The following is a 22949-nucleotide window of genomic DNA, read 5'->3' on the forward strand; positions in this document are numbered from 1 at the left end:
TTCCTTGCGCTACTAGCTGCGTTCGGTCTTGATGATTTCGGTCATGGTCACGCCGAGCTTGTCCTCGACCAGGACGACTTCACCGCGGGCGACCAGCTTGTTGTTGACGTAGATGTCGATGGCCTCGCCGACGCGGCGGTCGAGCTCGAGCACGGTGCCGGGCCCGAGCTTCAACAGCTCGCTGACGTCCATCTTGGAGCGGCCGAGCACGGCCGAGACCTGCACCGGCACGTCGAACACGGCTTCGAGGTCGGCGGCGGCGCGCGCCGCATATTCGTCCTCGTTGTAGCCGACGTCCGTACCGGTCGGCGGCATCGGGCCGTTGAGATCGGGCAGCGGGACCTGTCCGTCGGTGTCGCTCATGGCTTAGCTCCCCCTGCGGGACGCGATATAGCGTCCGACCATTTCGTCGATCTTGGCCACGATGGCGCCGCGCTCCAGCACGACGCCGCCGTCGGCCCATTCGATCCGGCAGTCGCCGGTGGCGATATCGGGTTCGGCCAGGATCACCAGCCGGCCCTCGAAGCCGCTCTGCTTGGCGAGCCGCTCCATCTTCTCGCGCGCGCTGTCGTAGAGCGCGTCGTTGATGCGCACGACGAGATGCGGCGTCGCGACCAGGTGCGAGAAGCAGTCCTTGACCAGCGCCATGATCTCGCCGAGCGGTTCGGCAGCGACCAGATCGGCGCACAGCTTGCGCGCCACCGCCACCGCCACGTCGACCGCCTCGGTCTCCATCTTGGTCTCGATGTTGCCGATGCCGGCGGCGACGCCGCGGACACCGATGTTGATCTCTTCCATGGCGAGCGCGACGCGGCGGTCGCTCTCGGCCTTGGCTTCGCGCTGGCCGGCGGCAAAGCCGTCCTGATAGGCGCGCGCCTCGGCTTCCGCGATCTTCTGGGCGATCTCGGCGGCGGTCGCAGCCTTCTCGCGCGGAGACCGCTCCGGCGCTGCGAAGTCGGTGTCGAACAGAAATTTTGCCGGGGCGCCCATCAGTACACCAGCTCGTCGTCGGCGCGGTTCTTGGTCAGCATGATCTCACCCTTGGCGGCGAGGTCTTTTGCGAGGTTGACCAGCAGCGCCTGGGCCTCGTCGACGTCGCGCAGGCGGACCGGGCCCATCGCCGCCATGTCGTCCTGGAGCATCTTGGCCGCGCGCGAGGACATGTTGCCGAAGAAGAAGTTGCGGACGTCCTCGTTGGCGCTCTTGAGCGCGACGCCGAGCTTGTCCTTGTCGACATTGCGCATCAGGGTCTGGGCCGAGCCGGAATCCAGCTTCACGAGGTCGTCGAAGGTGAACATCAGCGCCTTGATGCGCTCCGCCGATTCGCGGTTGTCCTCTTCGAGCGAGGTGATGAAGCGGGTTTCCGTCTGGCGGTCGAAATTGTTGAAGATTTCCGCCATCACCTCATGGGCGTCGCGGCGGCGGGTCTGCGACAGGTTGGACATGAATTCGGTGCGCAGCGTCTTCTCCACGCTCTCGATCACCTCCTTCTGCACCGCCTCCATCTTCAGCATGCGGTTGACGACGTCGAGCGCGAGCTCCTCGGGGAAGATGCCGAGCACGCGCGCGGCGTGTTCCGGCTTCAGCTTCGACAGCACGACCGCGATGGTCTGCGGATATTCGTTCTTGAGGTAGTTGGCGAGGACCTCTTCCTGCACGTTGGAGAGCTTTTCCCACATGTTGCGGCCGGCGGGGCCGCGGATCTCGTCCATGATGCCGTTGACGCGCTCCGGTGGCAGGTACTGCTGCAGCAGCCGCTCGGTGGCGTCGAAATTGCCCATCAGCGCGCCGGAAGCCGACATGCGCGAGACGAATTCGAGCAGCATGTCCTCGACCGTGTCGACCTCGACGGTGCCGAGCGTCGACATTTCCAGCGAGAGCTGGCGGACCTCGTCGTCGTCGAGCATCGACCAGATCTTGCCGCCATATTGCTCGCCCAGCGCCAGCATCAGGATCGCGGCGCGCTTGGGACCCGTCACCGCTTCGGTCTTGCCGCCCGCGCGGCTGCCCTGGCGGGCACCGAGCGTCGAGATCACGCTGGTGATGTCGTTGGAGTTGGCGTTTTGCAGGTTGCCGGCCATGTCAGTTCACTTCTCGATTATTTCGCGGGTTCGGTCAGCCATTGGCGGATGATGGCGACGGTTTCGTTGGGGTTGCGCTCGGCGAGCTCGCCGACGCGATGGACGGACTGGGCATGGACCTGGCCCTGAATGGTGGCGACATCGATCGCGCTCGCGGCGCCGCCCGGCAGCAGCGCCTGCCCGGCAGGCGCGGCCTCCTCCGAAGCGGCGGGGCCGGCGAGGGCGCCGGAGATCGCGGCGGCGACCTCCTCGGAGGCGAGGATGCGCTTGACCAGCGGGCGGATCACCAGGAACAGCACGACCAGGCCGAGCAGCATCATCACGCCGAGCTCGACGAAGTACATGACGTCGTCCTTGGTGAACTGGAGCATGCCAAGGAAGCCGGAGGGCTCGGCGATCGGGGCGGTGGAGGGGGCGTCGGCAAAGCGCAGGTTGACGACCTCGACCTGGTCGCCGCGCTTCTGGTCGAAGCCGATCGCCGAGCGCACCAGGGTGGCGATGCGGTCGAGCTGTTCCTTGGTGCGGTCCGTGTAGGCGAGCTCGCCCTTGTCGTTCTTGGAATAGATGCCGTCGACCAGCACGGCGACCGAGATGCGGTTGACCCGGCCGGCCTCGGTCACCTCGGTCTTGGTGGTGCGGGAGATCTCGTAATTGTTGGTCTCTTCGGTCTTCTTGCTCTGGTCCTTCGCCGTCGGACCGCTGTTCTGCTGGCTGCCGGGCAGCTCGTTGTTGACGGTGACCTGGCCATTGTTGTCGGCGGTGAGACTGCTCTCTTCCCGGGTCTGGCTCGAGCGCAGCACGCGGCCCTCGGGATCGAACTTGTCCGAGGTCTGGGTGATCTTGTTGAAGTCGAAATCGGCGGAGAGCTGGACGCGGGCGCGGCCGGAGCCGACCACGGAGGAGACGATGTCCTCGACCTGCTTGCGGATCCGCTTCTCGAAGGCGGTGCGGCGCTCGTCGCCGACCGCCTGCTCCGGATCGGTCGCGGCGCCGTCGGCGAGCAACGAGCCGGCCTCGTCAACGATCGAGACGCGCTGCGGCTTCAGCCCGTTGACGGCGGAGGCGACGAGGTGACGGATGGCGCGGATCTGCTGGGCCTCGAGCGAGCCGCGGACCCGAACCACGATCGAGGCCGACGGCTCCGGCGCCTCGCGCGAGAACAGCGGGCGCTCGGGCAGCACGAGGTGGACGCGGGCGGCCTGGATGCGGTCGATGGCGCGGATGGTGCGGGCGAGCTCGCCTTCGAGTGCGCGGAGATGGTTGATGTTCTGGACGAAAGAGGTGGTGCCGAGCGCATCCGACTTGTCGAACACTTCGTAGCCGACGCCGCCGCCCTTGGGCAGGCCGCCCTCGGCGAGCTTCATCCGCAGGCGGGTGACCTTGTCCTTGGGCACCATGATGATGCTGCCTTCATTGCGCAGCTCGAACTGGATGCCCTGTCGCTCCAAATCCTTGATAATGCCCGAAGAATCCTCGACCGAGAGGTCGGTGAACAGCGTCGTCATCTGCGGCGTGGTCACGCGCATGATGACGAACGCGAAGAAGCCGATGAGCGCGGCGGTGACCGCGATCATCGCCCCGAACCGGGCGGCGCCGATACCCTTCAAAAAGTCCGCAAGACCTTGCAAGCAACCGCCCCGAAGCTTCGACCCGCAACCGAGCGGTCGACTGGGCAATTATTGCCTAGGTGATGGTTTCGATATGGTTAACGAAGGTTAAGAGCTGGGACAAAAGTCGCGCCAAAAGGAAACATGAAAAAAATCGGCCTCGCGGTGCGAGGCCGATTTTCGTCAAAAGCTGCAGATTTCCGGATCGCTTACTGGCGATATTGCTGGATGCGGGTGGTGCGAAGACCCGCCAGACCGTGCTGGTCGATGGAAAACTGCCAGGAGAGGAATTCGTCGACCGTCAGGGTATAACGGCTGCAGGCCTCCTCGAGGGAGAGAAGTCCGCCACGCACAGCGGCGACGACTTCGGCCTTGCGGCGGATGACCCAGCGTTTGGTGCCGGGTGCGGGCAGATCTGCGATCGTCAGCGGACTGCCGTCCGGCCCGATGACGTATTTTACCCTCGGGCGATGGGGTTCTGTCATGGCGTACTCACAAACTCTCAACCACTGAACTCACGCCGTAACCCTACGCGTGCGGGCTTAAAAATCCGCTAAGCCTAAGGCTTCAATACAATTCTCGTTGAAAATGGCTGGAACACAGCCGGCCCGGAGGGCTGGACACCATGATCCGAGCCGTCCGAGCGGGGTCTTCGTAAATACTTTACTAACGAATGGAGCCAGCGAAGCCCCAACTGTCGTCCCGGGGCGCGCGTAGCGCGAGCCCGGGACCCATAACCCCAGGGAGTAATTTGACGACGACTCGGGGTTACGGTCTCACGCGAAAACGACGTCCTGTGGTGATGGATCCCCTGAGTTCGCGGGGATCACATCTCGTGCGCGGCGAGGCGCGCGCCTTTAGTTGCTGCTGGTGGCGATGATGCTCTTCACCTGGCTCAGGGTGTAGCTGGCACCGTCGATGGTGAGCAGCGGCGGCGACTGGGTCAGGTCGACGGACGACACCACGCCCTGCACCTGCGCGGCGATGCCGACGTTGTTGTTCGCGACATCCTTACCCGTCGCCGTGATCGTGTACTTGCCGTCCGGCCATTGCGTGCCGTCATTGCCCATTCCGTTCCAGGTGAAGGGAATGTCGGTGCCGGCGGCGGCGGTATATTTGCCGGTGAACACGGTCTGGCCGGTGGAATTGGCAACGGTGATGTCGACGGTCGAGTCGCTGGGTACGTTGAGATGCCAGGTCGCCGACGACTTCGTCATGGTCGCGGTCGAGCCGTCGACCAGCGCGGTCTTGCCGACGAAGCCCAGCGCCTGGGTCGCCTGCGTGGTCTGCTGCAGGGTGACGAGCTGGGACAGCGAGTCATTCGTCTTGAGCTGCTGCTCGACGCCGGCGAACTGCACCAGCTGCTGGGTAAACTGGTTGGTGTCGAGCGGATCGAGCGGGTTCTGGTTCTGCAGCTGCGTCGTCAGCAGCGTCAGGAAGGTCTGGAAGTTGCCGGCCAGCGTCGATCCCGTGCTCGAGCTCAGCGAGTTCGACGAGGACGACTTCGGGACGTCGGTGGTCCCGGAGACGGGCGTCGGGGCGGTGGCGGCATTCGTGGTGGTCATGTTCGAATACTCCTCACACTCTGATGTCGACGCCGCTGCTCGATCCGAGCATGCGGCCGTAGCCGCGCCCGACGGGCGCCGCAGCAACGGTGTCGTCTTCGCTGATGATCAGCCGGCGGGCATTGCCGCCATTGTCGTTGTTCTGGCCGGAATTCTGGCCCGATGAATTCTGGTCGCGCAGGCTGAAGGACAGCCCGTTGCTGCCGGTCTTGAGGCCGGCATCGTCGAGCGCGCGCTGCAATTGCGGCGCGTCCTGCCGCAGCATCTGCAACGTCTCCGGCTTCTCGACGGTGAGATGCGAGGTGACCTGGCCGTTGCGGTCGACATTGATGCGGACGTCGATGCGGCCGAGGTCGATCGGATCGAGGCTGATGTCGAACCGCGTCTTGCCGGCGCGCGCGGCCGCGGCGATCTCGACCGGCACGCCGCTGATCGGCACGGGCGTGGAATTTGCCGCGGTCGCGGTGAGCGTCGCGGTCGATGCGGTGGCGGCCGACGTCGTGTTGGTCAGCGGCGCCTGGATGGTGGAGGCGGCCTGCGCGCTGGTGTCGGTCGTGGGCACTGCGGCCTGCGTGCCGGCATGCGCGTGTGTGGTTGCCGTCGCCGGCGTTGCGTCGGAGCGGTCGGAGGCGCCGGTCTTCGCGTCGGCCGGGTTCGCCTCGGCCTGCGGCTTGGCGGCTTGCCCATGCGCGGTCGTCGCCGCGGTTTGCGTGGCGTTCGCCTTGCCCGCGTCCTGGCCGATATTGGAGACGTCGCTTTCGCGTTGCGCGGTCGCGACGGCCTTGAACGAAGGCTTCGGCGTGCCCTGGTCCACTGCGGCGACCAAGCCGCCATTGGTCTTGGCATCGGTCGCGGTGCCGTCGGTCGTGCCGGTGGCGGCATCGCCCAGCGTTGTCGTCGTGTCGGTATCGACCTTGGCACCCGCGGTCTTGGCGCTCTTGTCGCTCGCCGTGGCAGTGTCGGTCTTGCCGCCTGCGATCTGCGCCGCGGTGGAGGCGCTGGCGGCGATGCCGGCTGCCGCAATCGTCAGCGGCGAGGCGGCGGCATCGCCGGCCTGGCTCGCGGCCGCGTTCGGATCGACCGGCACCACGGGCGGGGCCACCAGGATGGCGTTCGGATCGGGCACGGCGACCTGCGTCGCGTCGGGCTGCACGGCGGCATCGACGGTGGCGGCAACGGTGCCGTCGGTCTTGTCGCCCTTGGTGCCGTCGGATTTCTCCGACGATTTCGCGTCGGAGGTCTCGGACTTGTCCTTGGTCGGCTTGGCCGGATCGGCCGTCGCGTCGTTCGCGGTGGGGGCCGATGTGTCGGTGTCGTCGTTCGCCTTGCTCTGCGAGGGCTGGTCGGTCGCGGCGGTATCGCGCGGGCCCTTGTCTGGGGCGGACGACGACTCGGTCCGGCGCGGCGCGGTGTCCTGCGGCGGCGCGTTGTTGCTGATCGCCTGGGTGTTGCTGTCGACCAGCGAGCCGAAGGAGTCGTTGCTACACGTGTCCTTGGAGCTCTGCGACCGGGCAGGCTTTTGCTGCGCGCTCTGGACTTGCACGCTGGCTGCTACGTCTGACGCCCGACCGACCACGGAAAACCTCTTGGAAACATCTTCGGCATAGAGGTAGCAAGGAGCGGGCCAGCTTCCTGGAGATCTATTTTATCTAGCAAAATCAATTAATTGGGTGATTTTCGCCGCCGCCGCGAGGAACGCAAGAGCCCCGCCATTTCTGCCTCCCCGGCAAGAATTGCCCTAAGCGGCCGCCCGCGTGATTGCTTCACCGGAATGCGGCCTATATTAAAGAGCTGCTCTCAGCCGCTTTCGACCGGGCAGTCGTGCCCCCGGGGGAACCAAAGTTCCCGGGGAGCGTCGATGTCCCGCCGGAAGCCGAAGAATGTCCAAGTCATCGCGGATCGCGAACGCCGCCGTCACAACGCTTTAAGGCCCATGCTGAACAGTCTGGATCTCGAAGGCCGTCCTGAGGACACCAGGGTCGTCGTTGCCATGTCGGGCGGCGTCGATTCCTCGACGACGGCTGCGCTGCTCAAGGCCGAGGGCTATGACGTCGTCGGCATCACGCTGCAGCTCTACGACCATGGCGCGGCGACCCATCGCAAGGGCGCCTGCTGCGCCGGCCAGGACATCCACGACGCCCGCGACGTCGCCGCCAAGCTCGGCATTCCCCATTACGTGCTCGACTACGAGGATCGCTTTCGCGAGTCCGTCATCGACAATTTCGCCGACTCTTACGCGCTCGGCGAGACGCCGGTGCCGTGCATCGAGTGCAACCGCTCGGTCAAGTTCCGCGACCTCCTGAAGACCGCGCGCGAGCTCGGCGCGCAGGCGCTCGCCACCGGCCATTACGTCGCCTCGCGCCGCCGCGACGACGGCTCGCGCGCGCTGGTCTGCGCGGCCGACAGCGATCGCGACCAGAGCTACTTCCTGTTCGCGACCACGCAGGAGCAGCTCGACTTCCTGCGCTTCCCGCTCGGCGACATGACCAAGCCCGAGACGCGCGAGCTCGCGCGCCGCTTCGGTCTCGCGGTTGCCGACAAGCACGACAGCCAGGACATCTGCTTCGTGCCGACCGGCCGCTATACCGACATCATCACCCGCCTGCGTCCGAACGCGATGGACCCCGGCGACATCGTCGATCTCGACGGCCGCGTGCTCGGCCGGCACAACGGCATCGCCAATTTCACCGTCGGCCAGCGCCGCGGCCTCGGCATCGCGGCTCACGCACCGCTGTTCGTGGTGCGGCTGGATGCTCCGGGCCGCCGCGTCGTCGTCGGCCCGCGCGATGCGCTGAAGATGCACCGCATCGTGCTGCGCGACGTCAACTGGATCGGCGACGGCGACATCGACCGCGCCATCGGCGCCGGCCTCGAGATGTTCGTGCGCGTCCGCTCGACCCGCAGCCCGCAGCCGGCCTGGCTGCGCGGCGGCAACGGCCATTACGAAGTCGAGCTCGTCGCCGGCGAGGAGGGCGTCTCGCCCGGCCAGGCCTGCGTGTTCTACGACGCGCCTTCGGGCCAGGCGCGCGTGCTCGGTGGCGGCTTCATCCAGAGCGCCGCCGCGAAAGTCGCAACGAGCACTGCGAGGCCGCTGGTGGAAGCGGTACGCGGCTAGAAAATTTCCGGGGCAGGGGGCATGGCAGCAGACATCTCGCGGGCCGGGGTCGAGAAGGCCTATGGCCGCTGGGCGCCGGTCTACGATCTCGTGTTCGGCAAGGTCTTTGACGCCGGACGGCAGTCGACCATCGCGGAGGCCGACCGCATCGGCGGCCGCATCCTCGACGTCGGCGTCGGCACAGGGCTTTCGCTCTCCGACTATTCGCGCACCACGAAGATCTGCGGCGTCGACATCTCCGAGCCGATGCTGCGCAAGGCGCAGGCGCGCGTGCGTGCACTGCGGCTCAGCAATGTCGAAGTGCTCTCGGTGATGGACGCCAAGAACCTCGCCTTCCCCGAAAACTTCTTCGATGCGGTTGTGGCGCAATATGTCATCACCGCCGTGCCCGATCCCGAAGGCACGCTCGACGAGTTCGTGCGCGTGCTCAAGCCTGGCGGCGAACTGATCCTCGTCAATCACATCGGCGCCGAGAGCGGCCCGCGCAAATTGTTCGAGCTCGCCTTCGCCCCCATCGCCCGCCGCCTCGGCTGGCGGCCGGAATTCCCGTGGGACCGCCTCGTCAACTGGGCCGCCAGGCACCGCGGCGTCACGCTCGCCGAGCGCCGTCCGATGCCGCCGATGGGGCACTTTTCGCTGATCCGCTACGTCAAATCGTGAGCGTGATTTGCGGGGATCGTGCTGTCAGTCGGCACTGTCTCCGCAAAACGCGACCTCATCCCGAGGAGCCCGCCAGCGGCGGGCGCCTCGAAGGATCGGCCGCAGGGAAACCGCCAGCCAATTTCCAGCGCTTCAATTCGCCGTGCGTCGGCCGGAACCTCCGCATGGCCGGAGACGTTTCCCTCCCATGCGCACGACATCAAACATCATCCTGGCCAGCCTCCTGATCGCCGCCTCAGGCAGCGCGATCGCGCAGGCCCCGCCGCGACCTGCAACGCCGCCGCAAGCGACCGCGCCGCCATCGGCCCAGCACGCCGCCAATTGCATGCCGCAGGACCGCCCGAACCGCGCCACCGCGCCCGACGGCACCACCACCACCGGCCAATCCCGGGAACCGCTCGGCGACAAACTGGCCAAATCCGACGGCGTGCTCTGCCCGCCCTCGGGCGTGGACCCTGACATGCACGCCCCGGCCCCTTCTACGGACGGCGCCATGCCGGTCATCCCACCCCCCGGTAGTCCTGGCGGCGACCCGACGGTCAGGCCGAAATAGGCTGATTCTTCCTTCGCCTCTCCCCGCTTGCGGGGAGAGGCCGGAGCGCATCGAAGATGCGATCCGGGTGAGGGGGACTCTCCACGAGTCCGGTGCCGAAAAATTGCAGATTCTGGTGCCAAATTCGGCACAAACGGCCTTGTCCCGCCAAAAGCTTTAGCGAAGGCGGATTGACAGCCCGCCGCCCCCTTCCTTATATGCCGCGCGTTCGCGAGATCGGCCGTTCCGCCGCTCGCGACCCTGTGGCGGGGTAGCTCAGCTGGTTAGAGCACGGGAATCATAATCCTGGGGTCGGGGGTTCGAGTCCCTCTCCCGCTACCATCTTTCCCCACACCCCTTTGACTTGGTTTGGGAAAGCTTTTTCCCCCAACAGGGCGTTTAACCGGCCTGATATCTCCACCGTTACGCCACCGATGCGTGATGGATCTCGGAACATGGTGACAGTGTCGATCAGGTCTCTGATGGCTTCGGCGGCCTCTCCGTCGCCCGAACTGATACCCTTCGTTAGCGCCTCCTCGAGCCGACCTAGCTGTTCTTCATATCGCTTGAGAATAGTTGGATGCAGCGCGACCTCTTTTGCGGCCGGCGGTTCACTCCGCAACTCTTCAGATATTCGCTCGCGTTCGGCGCCGAGGGCGGTCGATCGCGGACCGAGAATGGATCGATCGCCGTGCCCTTTTGCGATCGCATCCACCAGTCGTTCGATTTCTCGATTCAACTGTCTAAGCGGTTGTTCGAGGCGCTGCCTTTTTCCATTCGATGTGATTGCGAGGCGCTTTCGCTCTTCGAGATAAGTACGCACGTACTCCGCAATAACTTTCGGCGCGCTCAATTCAGCCCGCAAACCACTGAGAACTGCGCTCTCAACCGTGTCTAAATAGAAGGTCCAATTCCACTGGCGGGGGGAATTCTCTCAGAACCGGTGACCTCCCTGTCACCAGCTTCGATGACGCCCGGAGAGTGCGAAGGCACTTGGCCTAACCATTCCCGAGCGCTTTCTGCTGCGCGCTGACAAGGCGGCCATTGCGCTGGTGAGTGTGGAGACCCGGAAATGGCATGGGGCTCGCAATCCGCGAGCCCCGCTGTGCGCTCGGCAATTTCAGGCCTTGTGATGGACAGTCTGCAGGCCGTAGACCGGCGTCGGGATGTTCTCGTAGCGCGCCTTCAACTGCAGGGAAAGGAATTGCGAGTAATGTCGCGACTGATGCAGATTGCCGCCGTGGAACCATAGGCCTTCCTGCTGCGTCGGCTTCCACATGTTGCGCTGCTCACCTTCCCATGGGCCGGGGTCCTTTGTCGTATTCGAACCGAGGCCCCAGACCTTGCCGACTTTGTCGGCCATTTCCGGACTCACGAGATCGGCGACAAAGCCGTTCATCGAGCTATAGCCGGTGGCATAGACGATCACGTCTGCTGGCAATTCCTTGCCGTTGTCGAGCCTGACGCCGTTGGGCGTGATTTCCTCGACCTGTCCAGCGAACAGCTTGATTTTGCCGTCAATGATAAGCTGTGAGGCGCCGACGTCGATGTAATAGCCCGAGCCGCGGCGCAGATATTTCATGAATAGCCCGGAATCGTCGTCACCGAAGTCGAGCCTGAAGCCGGCCTTCTCCAGCCCGGCATAGAAAGCGGCGTCGTCCTGACGGATCTTGTCGTAGACCGGCTTTTGAAACTGATTCAAGATCCGGTAGGGCAGTGAAGCGAAGATCAGATCGGCCTTTGCCGTCGTCATTCCGCCGCGGACGGCGCGTTCGGAATAAAGATCGCCGATACTCTCCATCAGCGAATCCGAGCGCACAATGTGCGTCGTTGAACGCTGCACCATCGTTACGTCGACGCCGGCCTCGTACAGCGCAGCGCAGATGTCATGGGCCGAATTGTTCGAGCCGATCACCGTCACCTTCTTGTTCTTGCCTTTGTAGCCGCCGGAGCCGGGATGGCGTGAGGAATGGTGTTGCTCGCCCTTGAACGTTTCCATGCCTTTGATTTTCGGCATGTTCGGCTTGGCCGACATGCCGGTCGCGAACACAAGTTGCCTGGGCCGCAGAGTAATCTCCTTGCCATCGCGTTCGACGATGACGGTCCATTCCTTCTTGGTGTCGTCCCAACTGGCGCGTTTGGCCGTGGTGTTCGACCAGTAGTTCAGCTCCATGACCTTGGTGTACATTTCCAGCCAATCGCCGATTTTGTCCTTGGGCGAGAACACAGGCCAGTTCTTGGGGAAATCGATGTAGGGCAAGTGATCGTACCAGACGGGGTCGTGCAGGCAGAGCGACTTGTAGCGGTTGCGCCAGGAATCGCCGGCGCGTGCGTTCTTTTCGACGATGATCGTCGGCACACCGAGCTGGCGCAGCCGCGCCCCGAGCGCAATGCCGCCCTGTCCGCCGCCGATAACAAGCACGTAGGGCTGGGTCTTGAAGCCGAGTTGCTCGACTTCCTCGTCACGCAGTTCCTTCCAGGTCTTGGCGCCGGGATTGACCGCCATGCCTGGCGCCGAGCGGTCGGCTGAAGCCAGCCTTTTCCTCATGGGCCTTCAGTTCGGCCATGGTTGTCAAGAGCGTCCAGATCTGACCGTTCTGCAGGCGGATGAGTCCATATCCGCGCGCGACCTCGGTCCCGAACGTGATCCAAGATTCGGTCACGCCGCCGGCCTCGGTTGGCGTTTCACCCTCGGCGATTTTCCAGTTGCGCGGCTTCAAATGCGCGAGGCAATGCGCGAGCATGTCGCGGACCTGATCGCGGCCTTCCATGGTCTTGATGTTCCAGGTGAAGGCAACGAGGTCGCGCCAGTAGCATTCCGGAGCGAACATTCCTACGGCGGCGTCGAGATCGCCTGCCGCAAGCGCAGCTTCAAACTTGTCGAGGAAAACCTGGACGCGCGCACTAAGTGTGGTGTCGAGCATCAATTCCTCCCGGGTGTTGTTTGCAATTTTTCTACGCAGGCAGCGTAACCTTACCCCAACCATCGCGGGAATCCAGACTCGCGCGGCAGGGTTCCCGGTCGGCTTCAGCGCCTCTCAGCGCTCGCCTGCAACAACGCCGCTTCGCCCACCGGCGATGGGGTAGACTAAGAGCTCTATTTGCTGCGGTGCATGCGTCCGGAATTTGGCCCGCAGGCTCCTGTAACGGAGGGGCAGAGCATGTCCGCTCTACCCCGGACAGCTCACGACCGCCATGATCCGGCGGACTGCAACCCGATGCCAGTCCCCCACTGAAATCAACGAAACTACTGCTCACCGATTCGCGCTAAGGTGCGGCATGATCCGGGAGATCAGCGATGCGATTGTCTAGCCTTGCCACTCTGGCGCTTGTCGCGGGAGCTTCCAGCCCAACTTATGTTTCTATCGTCCTGGCGGCTTCGGAATGTTCCAGATCAATGGAATTGGCGGATTGGGGCGAGAACTCGACCGGCGACATCAGCGTCGCGTCTGGGGACAGTTGCATCTTCCCGATCACGTTGCGCGGCGCGGCAAGTAGCTCGGAAATCTCGCAAAAGCCAGCACACGGCAAACTGAAGAAGCTCAACGTTGCGACTTACGAGTACAGGACGAGGGCCAGATACAAAGGAAGTGACACCTTTGCCATCAAAGCAACGGGCAAGGGGCCGAAGGCTTCTGGCACATCGGTCATCACAGTGCACGCGACGATCAAGTAGGCGGGTCGAGCATTGGCGTGACGCCGAGTTGATGCGTGTCGCGTGAGGGCAGGGAGCAATAAGCGTGCCTCAACCCGTCCGCGACGCTCCCAGAACAGCACCCGGTGGCGGATCGTGATCAGGGCCTGGTTGAGAACGTAAGCCAACAGCATCGGCGGAAGTGATTTGAAGGCAGGATCCGGAGTGGCCTCAATGCGATTGCGGTCTCGCGCGGGGATGCTCCATCCGCAACTCCGGAGCTGCTTAAGCGGGTTGGGCCCAGACGCAAACTTGGTTTTGCCGGTATTGCAGCTAAGCTGCTCTCCGCTATGCCCAGAAAGACCCAGCCTCAGAGAGTTGGTTTTCGTTGAGCCAGAGGAGTGCCTGACGAAGACTCAATGGGACCAGTCGCTCCCTACCAAGAGGCGGTGGGGCTCCATCTGTTAGATAGAGCATAAAGCCATCTTTGCTTCGGAAAAGTGCTTCTTTTGCCTCACAACATTCAAGGGACTCTACGTCAAGAGTAGGCAAGCTGCGCTGGACGATCAGCTCCATGTTTTGCAGCATGGCGCTCACGACGCAGACTTCCTCTTATCGTGGATGAAATGCACGCCAGCGGCTGGTCCATCCAACCAGACCAACTGACAGCCGCGAAATGCGAGGCCCGTTGACGATAGAACTAGGAAGAACTCTCGCGAGGTTAGGACGTCAGTCGAGCCCTCAACCTCTAGCTTTGCCCCCGTTGCCGAAATGTCTTTGAGAACGCAGACTCGGCTCCAAGTGCCAACCACAGCCATCAAGTTGACGGCGTGCTGATGGGCAAATTGAACACGGTCCGATTTTCTTCGACCAAAGGCCATGCGCGGCAAAAAAATAGAAGTATGAAATATCTGACGTAGAGCGTGTGCCCCAATGATTAACAAGAGTTAGCGATTCGCGCTTTGTAGCTCGACTAATCGCTAGCGAAAATTGGCGAACTTCAGTGAGACAGTGCGCGCCGCCAAAAACGGTAGGAGCCATCGCATCCTCTGGCGGAGCCAGGAGGCGAACGATGCGATCAGTCATTGCCATTGTTGTAACGGTCGGGGCGTCCTCGCCTGTGCTCGCCCTGACGCAGGGGGAGATTGAGGCCAAGTTACGTGCCGCGGGCTATTCGCAGATTCAGGAGGTCCCGAGCGGCAAGATCAAGACCTACCGAGCAATCAAGGAGGGTACGGAGCGGTCGCTCATCGTCGACAGCACCGGCAACATCAAGGAGCTTCGGTAGCGCTCTCGCTGGGTGGCCAGTGTTCGGTCAGGGACGCTGCCGAATACTCGCGCCAGGCGGCCCGCCTACCGTTTGTATCGGTTCACCTGGCGCACGGTCCAGCGGCGGGTGCGGTCTAGCGAGGCCTACCGTTCCGGGAGGTGCGTCGTTGCTGGCCGTACGAGTATCGAGGTGCTCTGACGTGATTGCCGATCCAATGGCGATGGCCAGAGCGATAGCAGATAGGAGTAAAGCTGCTCGATTCGGGTCCATCATTAGACCTCCGCGAAACGGCTCCATAGTGCCGGGATAACGCCGATCTGGTGATTTGGTTCTTAGGTTCGCCCACAAAGGTATCCGAACAACACTCGCGCAATTACGTGTTGGTCGGATAGCGAGGCACAACGATAACGATTGATCAAAAGTCGGAAGCGGTTTTGTGGGTCGACCGCGCAAAAGTGTTGCCCCGATTTGGAGTTAAGCGATGAGAAACGTACCGCATCCAACAATCACGACCCGTCACTCGCTGCTTCTTTCGACCGCTGCCCTTCTCGTTACGACGGCTGACGCGCCCGCAGACGGTCATCTTCGGAGAGCGGGGAGTATTCGAGGCAGTACATCGCCATTACGAGGCCATCGCGCGCCTTCTCGCCCCACTGACCAACCGTAGGGCTGAGGAGGTCGATCCGTCTTAGACCGAACCGATCTAAGATTCCGCCGACTTAAGCCGATCGTTTGCGATGGTTCTTGCGGTGTTTGCCTTGGGGGCGCCCGTGCGATCGCTCCAGTACTTTCGGCAGAGAAGCCGCCGCTGGAGGAGCTATTGGCGAGGCTTGCTCGACCTCAACCGGCTCGGCTGGGTCGGGGGGCCGTATGGCCGGCGTTGCACCCAAGGCAGCCCCCTCGAGTTTGGCAAGGAAGTCGCGTCCTTGGTTCGTGATAGTCCAAGCGCCGCGTTCGCGAGTGATGAGGCCTTGGCTGAACGCATCAAGATCCGGCGCAAGTTCAGCGAGACGCTTCATACGCAACGTCCATTCAGGGCCGCTCGTATAGAAAACCGCGAGATGCAGCTTGATAAGCTCAAGGTTTCCCCGGCCGTCTGGCTGCCCTGCCAAAATCTTCAATATGGAAAGCTGAAAACTCACGCGCGCCACTCGAACGCAACGACTCAATCCTTACAATCTATCGGTTCTGGCCAACGGCTCATAGATCGGCCGTCAAGCTTCTCGCGGAGATGCTTGCTCGGTAAGCCTAACCGCCAAGGTTAATCGTGCCTGGAGGGTCAAAGGCAGACTTCGACAAGATAAAGGCGCTTGTAACGGAACCGATCCAGGTGGCTCCTTCCGTTACCGAAACACATCCGCCGATTCGTTGGACCATAACTCCATCACCGCCAGCTTTTCCAGGATGGTTGGGCGATGAAGTACCGGCGCTTGCCGGTTCGCTGGCGCGGTCCAGATCGGATCTGTGATCGCCTGGCATTTCATGAGCGATCATGAGCAAGGCGGTCCTTTAAGCAAAGTAGGTTTGGTCTTACCGACGCAATACTCCGACGCCGCGGCGCGATCGCGCCCGACGCATTCGAACCGTCGTTCCACAGGTCGAAGTTACATCCGAGTTGCCGTTGGTCTCGGCAGATAGATGCGCGATGCCCGCTCAAAAAAACAGTACCAAGATTGTCGATTGTGGCTGTACCACCGCGCGATGTCATGGCGCTCACGAGTAGGGCGGGATTGCAGGGGCGAACATGCAACATGTGTCATTTGAAAGCGGGTGCGGATGAAAGCTCGCGCCGCCGCGCATGTTCAACGAGCGGTCACTCGTGGTTCTCACGATCGTGATTGGAATAACGAACGCCTATAAGCGTATGGCCATTGGGATTGAAATGCACAGCAAGCTCCGGGACGATTTGAATACGGCAGAGAATGACCATCTTGTCGCGCCTGTTGGCGCTTGTCGCAGTCGCGTTATTGCCCGCTATCTCGATTCAGGCGTACAACGAAGTTAACCTTCGACGCGCGCGCCAAGTGGACGTACAGAATCAGGCGCTCGGTCTCGCTAAGCTCGCCGCCGAACAGCAGCAACAGATCGTTCAGGGCATTCGGCAGGTCCTGATTGCGCTGTCCGAACTCCCTGCGATAAAGGCGAAAGATAGCCAGGGGTGCAATGCGGCGATGGCAGGGATGAGGTCCCGGTTTCCGGCTTTCCTCACTTTCGTCGCGACCGATCTGAGTGGCCAGCCCTTCTGCGATACAAACACAGATCGCAAGCCGGTGAATGTCTCCGGGCGTCCCTACTTTGCGGACGCGTTGAAGACGGGCGCGTTTACGGTGGGACAATTCTCGATCGGTCTGTCCGTCGATCGGAAACTCATTCAGTTCGCGCTGCCTTTCTACGGAGATGATGGTCAGCCAGGGGGCGTCATCATTGCGCCTCTCGGCCTGGACTGGTTAGCGGACTACATCGCGCGCGCGGGTGTTCCGGCGGGAGACGCGCTGGCCATCACCGATCGCAACGGCACCTACCTTGCCCGCTATCCGGACAATGACCGATTTGTCGGTAAGAAATTGGTTCGCGTTGGTGATGAGAGGCAGTATGGCGACGGTCTCGCAGCCGACCTGGTTGATGTCGACGGCGTCGAGAGGATCGTGGGTTTCTCGACTCTCGGGCCCGATTCTGGGGGACTTCGCGTCAGCTTCGGCCTCGACAAGGCGAACGCCTTTGCCGAGATCCAGAGCCGGACCCGACACGACATCTTCCTCATCGCCCTCAGCGCCATGATGGTGCTGGGCCTGACGCTGCTCGGCGCCCGGCAATTCATCCATCGGCCGCTCGGACTATTAGTTGACGCCGCGAACCGATGGCGTCTCGGCGACTATGCTCGCCGTGTGAATATCCGCGGCAGTTCTGAAATCGCGGGCGTAGCCGGCGCCTTCAACACCATGGCCGATGCGCTGGATCGCCGCGAGCAGGAATTGTCCGATGCAAAAGAGAAGGCCGAGGACGCCGCGGCCCGGCTTACGATGCTCTTCGAAAGCACAACCGACAGCGTCGTGATCGTCGACCACGATTGGCGGATCAGCTTCTTCAACCAGAGGGCCTGGTCTCAGATCGCTCAGGGGCGTGATCTGATTGGAATGCACCTGCAGGCGTCGCTTCTGGATGCCGCCGATACGGGAATCGTCGAGCAGCTTCGGGAAGTCATGTCGGACCGCCGTCCGGTTTCGTTCGAAGCGCACTGTCCTCGTCGTGCCGCTTGGTATGCGATCAACGCGTTTCCTTCTGGCGAAGGGATCGCGATCTTCTTTCGAGACGTCACCGAGCAAAAGCATGCCGTGGAGGCGCGCCAGCGCATCGAGGAGCAGCTTCATCAGAGTCAGAAGATGGAGTCCGTCGGACAGCTCACGGGCGGTGTTGCCCATGACTTCAACAACCTGCTTGCCGTCGTTTCGGGAAACCTTGATCTCATCGAGCGCGCGGCAAATGACGGCAAGATCCGGCGCTTCGCCGCGACTGCGCGGCGTGCCGCCGACCGGGGGGCGAAGCTCACCGCACAGCTCCTCGCTTTCTCTCGACGGCAAAAGCTCAACCCTAAACTGATCAATGCCAACGAGCTGATCTCCAACTTCCAGGGGCTCGTCCGTCAGGCGGTCGGCGCAGAATGCGAGGTCAGGCTGAAGATCGACGAGCGATTGTGGCTCTGTCAGGTGGATCCATCCCTGCTGGAGACTGCCCTTCTCAATCTAGCGCTGAACGGCCGCGATGCGATGCCGGGCGGCGGAGTGCTCGAGATCGAGGCGCGGAACGTCGTTCTGGATCGGGAAGCCGTCGCTGGATGTCCGGCCGGATCATATGTGAGGCTGTCCGTCTCGGATACGGGGCAGGGGATGTCTCCCGAGGTGCGAGACCGGATTTTCGAGCCCTTCTTCACTACCAAGGAAGTTGGCAAGGGCACTGGCCTCGGTCTCAGCATGGTGTATGGCTTTGTCCGGCAATCCGGTGGCTATATTTCAGTCGAAAGTGCCCCTAACGCCGGCACCACGATCTCACTGTACCTGCCGAGAGCCAATCAGGAGGCTCGCGACGAGGTGGAAACTGAACAGACCCGGGCTATGCCGGGAGGCTCCGAGCGAATTCTTTTGGTCGAGGACAATGAAGATCTGTTGGAAGTCGTGTCTGCAATGCTGACGAGCTTTGGCTATCGGATTCGCCTTGCTCACAACGGTACCGAAGCCATCCGAATTCTCGACAGCGATCAGGGGTTCGATCTTCTGTTCAGCGATGTTGTCATGCCGAATGGTCCCAATGGCGTCGAGCTTGCTCGCGAAGCAAAGCGGCGGAACAGCAGGATCAAGATATTACTTACGTCGGGCTACGTGGGAGACGTGCTCGCGCGTCACGGGGCGACAGACGAGTTCCCGATTATTCACAAGCCCTTTGGCGTGGCCGAACTCGCTCAACGTCTGCATTCTCTTCTTCAGAAAGAAGATGTTTAGGCAGGCACGAAGCCAGACGGCATCGCCGTCCATAGCGACAATGCGTATTCGTCTCTAGAGCCAGCCATCTTACGGTTCTTGCGGATCAGGTCGAGGCAGCCGTGCTCGAACGCAAAGTCCCTGACGTAACTCAAGGTGGCGCAGATCGCATAGCCAGTACCGGTTGAGCGCATGGTTGCTGCCTCAATTTCGCGAGGGGCACCATGACCGAGCGACTTAAGAGCGTGCTTGCAATGTTTAGTATATAGTGTTTCACTAAACAAATCGAGCTTGGCTGAATCCCTAAGAATCCAGGCAGGCGCGAGGAAACGTCCGTTTAGTCGTTCAGCCCGTGAAGGACTGTATCGCTCTGCTCGAAGCATTCGAGCGGGTTGGAGAGTCGCGCCATGTCGATGGCCGGCCCCACTGGGAGGGAAAGCGTTATGAAACAGACAGTAAAGGCGCTTCTTACTACGTTCGGAGTTCTCGCATCCGCGCTCGGTGTCGGAGTGGGGACTACTCCTGCGCATGCGCAGGCCAAGACCATCACGCTGTGCTGGGCCGCGTGGGATCCTGCCAACGCCCTGGTCGAACTGTCGAAGGATTTCACCGCCAAGACCGGCGTCGGCATGAAGTTCGAGTTCGTGCCGTGGACCAACTATGCCGACCGCTTCCTGAACGAGCTCAATTCGCATGGCTCGCTGTGCGATCTCATCATCGGGGATTCGCAATGGATCGGGGGCGCCGCCGAGAACGGTCAGTACGTCAAGCTCAACGATTTCTTCACAAAGGAAGGAATCAGCATGGACGACTACATGCCGGCGACAGTGGTCGGCTATTCCGAGTGGCCGAAGAACAGCCCGAACTATTGGGCGCTGCCCGCCATGGGTGACGCGGTGGGCTGGACCTATCGCAAAGACTGGTTTGCGCGGCCTGAGATCCAGGCGGATTTCAAGGCCAAGTACGGCCGCGATCTCGCCGTGCCGAAGACGCTCGATGAACTGCGCGACATCGCAAAATTCTTCCAGGGCCGCGAGATCGACGGCAAGAAGGTCTATGGCGCTTCGATCTATACCGAGCGGGGCTCGGAAGGCATCACCATGGGCGTGTCGAACTACCTCTATGATTACGGCTTCCAGTATCAGGATCCGAAGAAGCCGTATTCAATGGACGGGTTCGTCAACTCGCCTGGCGCCGTGAAGGGGCTCGAGGCCTACAAGGAGCTCTACAAGTGCTGCACGCCCCCCGGCGCATCCAACTCCTACATGTCCGAAGGGCTTGATGCGTTCAAGTCGGGGCAAGTCGCGCTTCAGATGAACTTCTTCGCCTTCTTCCCGGGCCTCTACAAAGATCCGAACGTCGGTGGGGACAAGATCGGCTTCTTCAGCAATCCCGCCGGCCCCGCGACTCGGGCGACGCAGCTCGGCGGGCAGGGCATCTCGGTCGTTTCTTATTCCAAGAACCAGGCCGAGGCGCTGCAATATATCAAATGGTTCTCCGGTGGAGATGTGCAGAAGAAGTGGTGGGCGCTAGGCGGCTATTCCTGCGCCAAGTCAGTGTTGAACGATCCGGGCTTCCCGAACAGCGCGCCGTTTGCCGGCGAGTTTTTGAAGTCGATGGGAATGGTCGTCGACTTCTGGGCCGAGCCTTCCTATGCCCAACTCCTGCAAGCCGAACAGAAGCGCGTGCATGACTACGTGGTGGCGGACAAGGGCACCGCGCAGGAAGCGCTCGATGGCCTGGTCAAGGACTGGAAGGCGATCTTCAAGGAAGAAGGCAAGAAGTTCTAGGGCAAACGCCTGGAGCGCACGCCGAGCGCGCTCCAGGCTCTCTTCGGTAGAACCCGCAGGCGTCGCATAGTCGACAATCGCGACGCCAGGATTGACCAGGGCCATGAACGATTTGAGCACTTCGTCGCAGATCACCTACCGGGCCGTCCCGATCCGACCAGGCGTGATACGTCGTATCCGCGGCCTTTCGGACCAGGCGCTCGCATGGCTCTTCATCACGCCGACGATCGTGCTGCTGCTGGCGATCAATATCTTCCCGCTGGTATGGACGATCTACCTGTCATTTACCAACTACCGCGCCAATCGGCCGAACGCGCCGACGCTATGGCTGGGGACCGATTGGTACCAGTCGATCCTGACCGATCCGGATATCTGGGCGGCAATGCAGGTCACGGCGCATTTCGTGGTTTGGACCGTGCTGATCGAGACTGTGCTCGGATTCGGCCTTGCGTTCCTGATCGACAAGAAATTCCGTGGCCATGGCCTGTGGACCACGATCATTCTGTTGCCGATGATGCTCTCACCAGCGGTTGTCGGCAATTTCTGGACCTTCCTCTATCAGCCGCAGATCGGGCTGTTCAACTACGTGGTCGCCTTCTTCACGGGGCGCGGCGCTTCGTCGTTCCAGATGCTGGGAGACGTGACCCTCAGCCCGTGGGCCATCGTCATCGTCGACGCCTGGATGTGGACGCCTTACGTGATGCTGATTTGCCTGGCGGGGCTGCGGTCGATCCCGGATTACATTTATGAGGCAGCGGAGGTCGACCGCGCGTCGAATTGGCGGCAGTTCTGGTCGATCACGCTGCCGATGGCTCTGCCGTTCATCATGCTCGCGGTGCTCTTTCGCGGGATCGAGAATTTCAAGATGTTCGACATGGTCAACCTCCTGACCGGAGGAGGGCCGGGCTCGACCACGGAAGTCGCTTCGATCACACTGAAGCGCGCGGCCTTTGAGAGTTGGCGAACCGGCTATTCCTCGGCCTTCGCGATCATTCTGTTCGTGACAGTGTTTGGCCTTGCCAACATCTACGTCAAGGCGCTGAACCGGGTGAAAAGCAGATGAGCGCCTCAAATGCAGCCCACTCAGTCGTCGAACCGTCGACCGGCACTCGCCGCTTTGCCGGTCTGCTCGTCATACTCTATGCCATCATAACGATGGTTCCGCTGATATGGATCGTGCTCACCTCGTTCAAGTCGCCTGACGATGCGATCTCCTATCCGCCGAAGGTCCTCTTCAAGCCCTCCCTTGAAGGCTATTGCAATGTCTTCACAACACGCTCGCGTCAGACTCAGGAGTTTATCCAGACGCTGGGGCCGCCGCAGGGGCTTTGTGACAACATCGCGCGCAGCCGCAACATGGTTGTCGCCGGGCCGTCGAACTACGTGCCGCGCTTCATCAACTCGCTGATCATCGCCTTTGGCTCGACGGTGCTTGCCGTCGCGCTCGGTACGCTCTCGGCTTATGGTTTTTCGCGCTTCCGCGTGCCTCTCAAGGACGACCTCCTGTTCTTCATTCTGTCGACCAGAATGATGCCGCCAATCGCGGTCGCGATCCCGATCTACCTGATGTACCGGACCGTCGGGCTATCGGATACCCGTCTCGGGATGATCCTGCTCTACACTTCGGTGAACGTCTCGCTCGCTGTCTGGCTACTCAAGGGCTTCATCGACGAAATCCCGCGTGAATACGAAGAAGCGGCAATGATCGATGGCTATACGCGCTTTCAGGCGTTCGTGAAGGTGGTTCTACCGCAGGCGACGACGGGGATCGCGGCGACGGCGATTTTCTGCCTTATTTTTGCGTGGAACGAATACGCCTTTGCTGTGCTTCTGACCTCTGGCAACGCTCAGACCGCGCCCCCATTCATTCCGATCATCATTGGCGAAGGCGGCCAGGATTGGCCGGCCGTAGCCGCCGGCACGACGATCTTTCTTGTGCCGATCGTCGTGTTCACGGTGCTGCTTCGCAAGCATCTTCTGCGCGGGATTACCTTTGGGGCCGTTCGCAAATGAACCTTGATGTGAACACGTCAACGCCGAACGTTAACCTGACGAGCAGAATGTTGCGGCGCGGTCCGCTGGAGGCCATCGCGACGGCGATCATTGCCGCAGGCGTGGTCATGCTGATGCAGCCGTTTTTTCTGACGCTTTATTCCTGGTCTTTCGCGGTCACTCTCTTTGGGACGGTGATGTTCACGATCGTCTCGAAGGTCCGGGAGTAGC

At 61.9% G+C, this 22949-nt stretch carries 21 protein-coding genes, 1 tRNA gene and 1 pseudogene; 12 read left to right on the forward strand and 11 right to left on the reverse strand.

Translation table 11 applies throughout. From position 1 onward, the window contains the following. Positions 1-12: 12 nt before the first annotated feature. The 7 genes from fliN to ACVJ5M_RS10285 all read right to left on the reverse strand — a co-directional run bounded on the left by fliN (position 13) and on the right by ACVJ5M_RS10285 (position 6829). Positions 13-363: a flagellar motor switch protein FliN gene (gene fliN / locus ACVJ5M_RS10255; protein ID WP_018318401.1), complete on the reverse strand. Its 351-nt coding sequence runs from the start codon at positions 361-363 to the stop codon at positions 13-15. 3 nt (positions 364-366) lie between these two features. Then, positions 367-990: a FliH/SctL family protein gene (locus ACVJ5M_RS10260; RefSeq protein ID WP_063981200.1), complete on the reverse strand. Its 624-nt coding sequence runs from the start codon at positions 988-990 to the stop codon at positions 367-369. Then, on the reverse strand, positions 990-2081 hold the full coding sequence (fliG, locus tag ACVJ5M_RS10265) for a flagellar motor switch protein FliG (RefSeq protein WP_028153248.1): 1092 nt from the start codon (positions 2079-2081) through the stop codon (positions 990-992). The genes ACVJ5M_RS10260 and fliG overlap by 1 nt, the downstream gene beginning before the upstream one ends. A 17-nt stretch (positions 2082-2098) precedes the next feature. Next, on the reverse strand, positions 2099-3709 hold the full coding sequence (gene fliF / locus ACVJ5M_RS10270; RefSeq protein WP_166080900.1) for a flagellar basal-body MS-ring/collar protein FliF: 1611 nt from the start codon (positions 3707-3709) through the stop codon (positions 2099-2101). Between the two features lie 188 nt (positions 3710-3897). Continuing rightward, positions 3898-4173: a CtrA inhibitor SciP gene (gene sciP, locus ACVJ5M_RS10275; protein WP_002714638.1), complete on the reverse strand. Its 276-nt coding sequence runs from the start codon at positions 4171-4173 to the stop codon at positions 3898-3900. Positions 4174-4545: 372 nt separating this feature from the next. Further along, a complete protein-coding gene (locus tag ACVJ5M_RS10280) occupies positions 4546-5253 on the reverse strand; it encodes a flagellar hook assembly protein FlgD (protein WP_063981202.1) in 708 nt (235 codons plus the stop codon). 13 nt (positions 5254-5266) lie between these two features. Next, positions 5267-6829 (reverse strand): flagellar hook-length control protein FliK, encoded by a 1563-nt coding sequence (locus tag ACVJ5M_RS10285; protein WP_063981203.1) that lies wholly within the window; start codon positions 6827-6829, stop codon positions 5267-5269. Between the two features lie 357 nt (positions 6830-7186). Here ACVJ5M_RS10285 and mnmA point away from each other — a divergent pair, with 357 nt between their 5' ends. From mnmA to ACVJ5M_RS10310, 5 genes are all read left to right on the forward strand, one after another. Next, positions 7187-8368: a tRNA 2-thiouridine(34) synthase MnmA gene (gene mnmA, locus ACVJ5M_RS10290; RefSeq protein ID WP_063981204.1), complete on the forward strand. Its 1182-nt coding sequence runs from the start codon at positions 7187-7189 to the stop codon at positions 8366-8368. A 21-nt stretch (positions 8369-8389) separates the two neighbouring features. Continuing rightward, a complete protein-coding gene (locus ACVJ5M_RS10295; RefSeq protein ID WP_063981205.1) occupies positions 8390-9028 on the forward strand; it encodes a class I SAM-dependent methyltransferase in 639 nt (212 codons plus the stop codon). Between the two features lie 187 nt (positions 9029-9215). Continuing rightward, positions 9216-9581 carry a hypothetical protein gene (locus tag ACVJ5M_RS10300; protein WP_063981206.1) on the forward strand — a complete coding sequence of 122 codons (366 nt, stop codon included), beginning with the start codon at positions 9216-9218 and terminating at the stop codon, positions 9579-9581. A gap of 244 nt (positions 9582-9825) precedes the next feature. Further along, positions 9826-9902, forward strand: a tRNA-Met gene (locus ACVJ5M_RS10305). A gap of 238 nt (positions 9903-10140) precedes the next feature. Then, positions 10141-10458, forward strand: a complete 318-nt coding sequence (locus ACVJ5M_RS10310; RefSeq protein ID WP_063981207.1) for a hypothetical protein — start codon at positions 10141-10143, stop codon at positions 10456-10458. Positions 10459-10680: 222 nt separating this feature from the next. On the opposite strand, the pseudogene ACVJ5M_RS10315 reads toward ACVJ5M_RS10310, so the two are convergent. Continuing rightward, positions 10681-12484 (reverse strand): annotated as a pseudogene (locus ACVJ5M_RS10315) (flavin-containing monooxygenase). Positions 12485-12858: 374 nt separating this feature from the next. Here ACVJ5M_RS10315 and ACVJ5M_RS10320 point away from each other — a divergent pair. Beyond that, a complete protein-coding gene (locus ACVJ5M_RS10320; protein WP_063981209.1) occupies positions 12859-13236 on the forward strand; it encodes a hypothetical protein in 378 nt (125 codons plus the stop codon). 551 nt (positions 13237-13787) lie between these two features. Here ACVJ5M_RS10320 and ACVJ5M_RS10325 read toward each other — a convergent pair. After that, positions 13788-14075 (reverse strand): PilZ domain-containing protein, encoded by a 288-nt coding sequence (locus tag ACVJ5M_RS10325; protein ID WP_084794970.1) that lies wholly within the window; start codon positions 14073-14075, stop codon positions 13788-13790. A gap of 191 nt (positions 14076-14266) precedes the next feature. Between ACVJ5M_RS10325 and ACVJ5M_RS10330 the strand changes: the two genes are divergently transcribed. Beyond that, entirely contained in the window at positions 14267-14482 is a 216-nt protein-coding gene (locus ACVJ5M_RS10330) for a hypothetical protein (RefSeq protein ID WP_063981210.1), read from the forward strand. Between the two features lie 701 nt (positions 14483-15183). Here ACVJ5M_RS10330 and ACVJ5M_RS10335 read toward each other — a convergent pair. Then, a complete protein-coding gene (locus tag ACVJ5M_RS10335) occupies positions 15184-15606 on the reverse strand; it encodes a hypothetical protein (RefSeq protein WP_084795334.1) in 423 nt (140 codons plus the stop codon). 780 nt (positions 15607-16386) lie between these two features. On the opposite strand from ACVJ5M_RS10335, the gene ACVJ5M_RS10340 reads away from it, so the two are divergent. Then, complete coding sequence (locus ACVJ5M_RS10340) at positions 16387-18957, forward strand: ATP-binding protein (RefSeq protein ID WP_283017541.1); 2571 nt, start codon at positions 16387-16389, stop codon at positions 18955-18957. Here the strand turns inward: ACVJ5M_RS10340 and ACVJ5M_RS10345 are convergent. Then, positions 18954-19130, reverse strand: a complete 177-nt coding sequence (locus tag ACVJ5M_RS10345; RefSeq protein ID WP_354096131.1) for a hypothetical protein — start codon at positions 19128-19130, stop codon at positions 18954-18956. The two genes, ACVJ5M_RS10340 and ACVJ5M_RS10345, sit on opposite strands and share 4 nt — an antisense overlap. A gap of 249 nt (positions 19131-19379) precedes the next feature. Between ACVJ5M_RS10345 and ACVJ5M_RS10350 the strand changes: the two genes are divergently transcribed. The 4 genes from ACVJ5M_RS10350 (at position 19380) to ACVJ5M_RS10365 (ending at position 22948) form a co-directional block, all read left to right on the forward strand. Further along, positions 19380-20726 (forward strand): ABC transporter substrate-binding protein, encoded by a 1347-nt coding sequence (locus ACVJ5M_RS10350; protein ID WP_063981213.1) that lies wholly within the window; start codon positions 19380-19382, stop codon positions 20724-20726. Positions 20727-20829: 103 nt separating this feature from the next. After that, on the forward strand, positions 20830-21789 hold the full coding sequence (locus ACVJ5M_RS10355; protein ID WP_014492573.1) for a carbohydrate ABC transporter permease: 960 nt from the start codon (positions 20830-20832) through the stop codon (positions 21787-21789). After that, positions 21786-22739, forward strand: a complete 954-nt coding sequence (locus tag ACVJ5M_RS10360; protein ID WP_028150087.1) for a carbohydrate ABC transporter permease — start codon at positions 21786-21788, stop codon at positions 22737-22739. The genes ACVJ5M_RS10355 and ACVJ5M_RS10360 overlap by 4 nt, the downstream gene beginning before the upstream one ends. Continuing rightward, entirely contained in the window at positions 22736-22948 is a 213-nt protein-coding gene (locus ACVJ5M_RS10365; RefSeq protein WP_063981214.1) for a hypothetical protein, read from the forward strand. The genes ACVJ5M_RS10360 and ACVJ5M_RS10365 overlap by 4 nt, the downstream gene beginning before the upstream one ends. The last annotated feature ends 1 nt before the right edge of the window (position 22949 follow it).

It is taken from the genome of Bradyrhizobium sp. S3.7.6 (assembly GCF_054061875.1).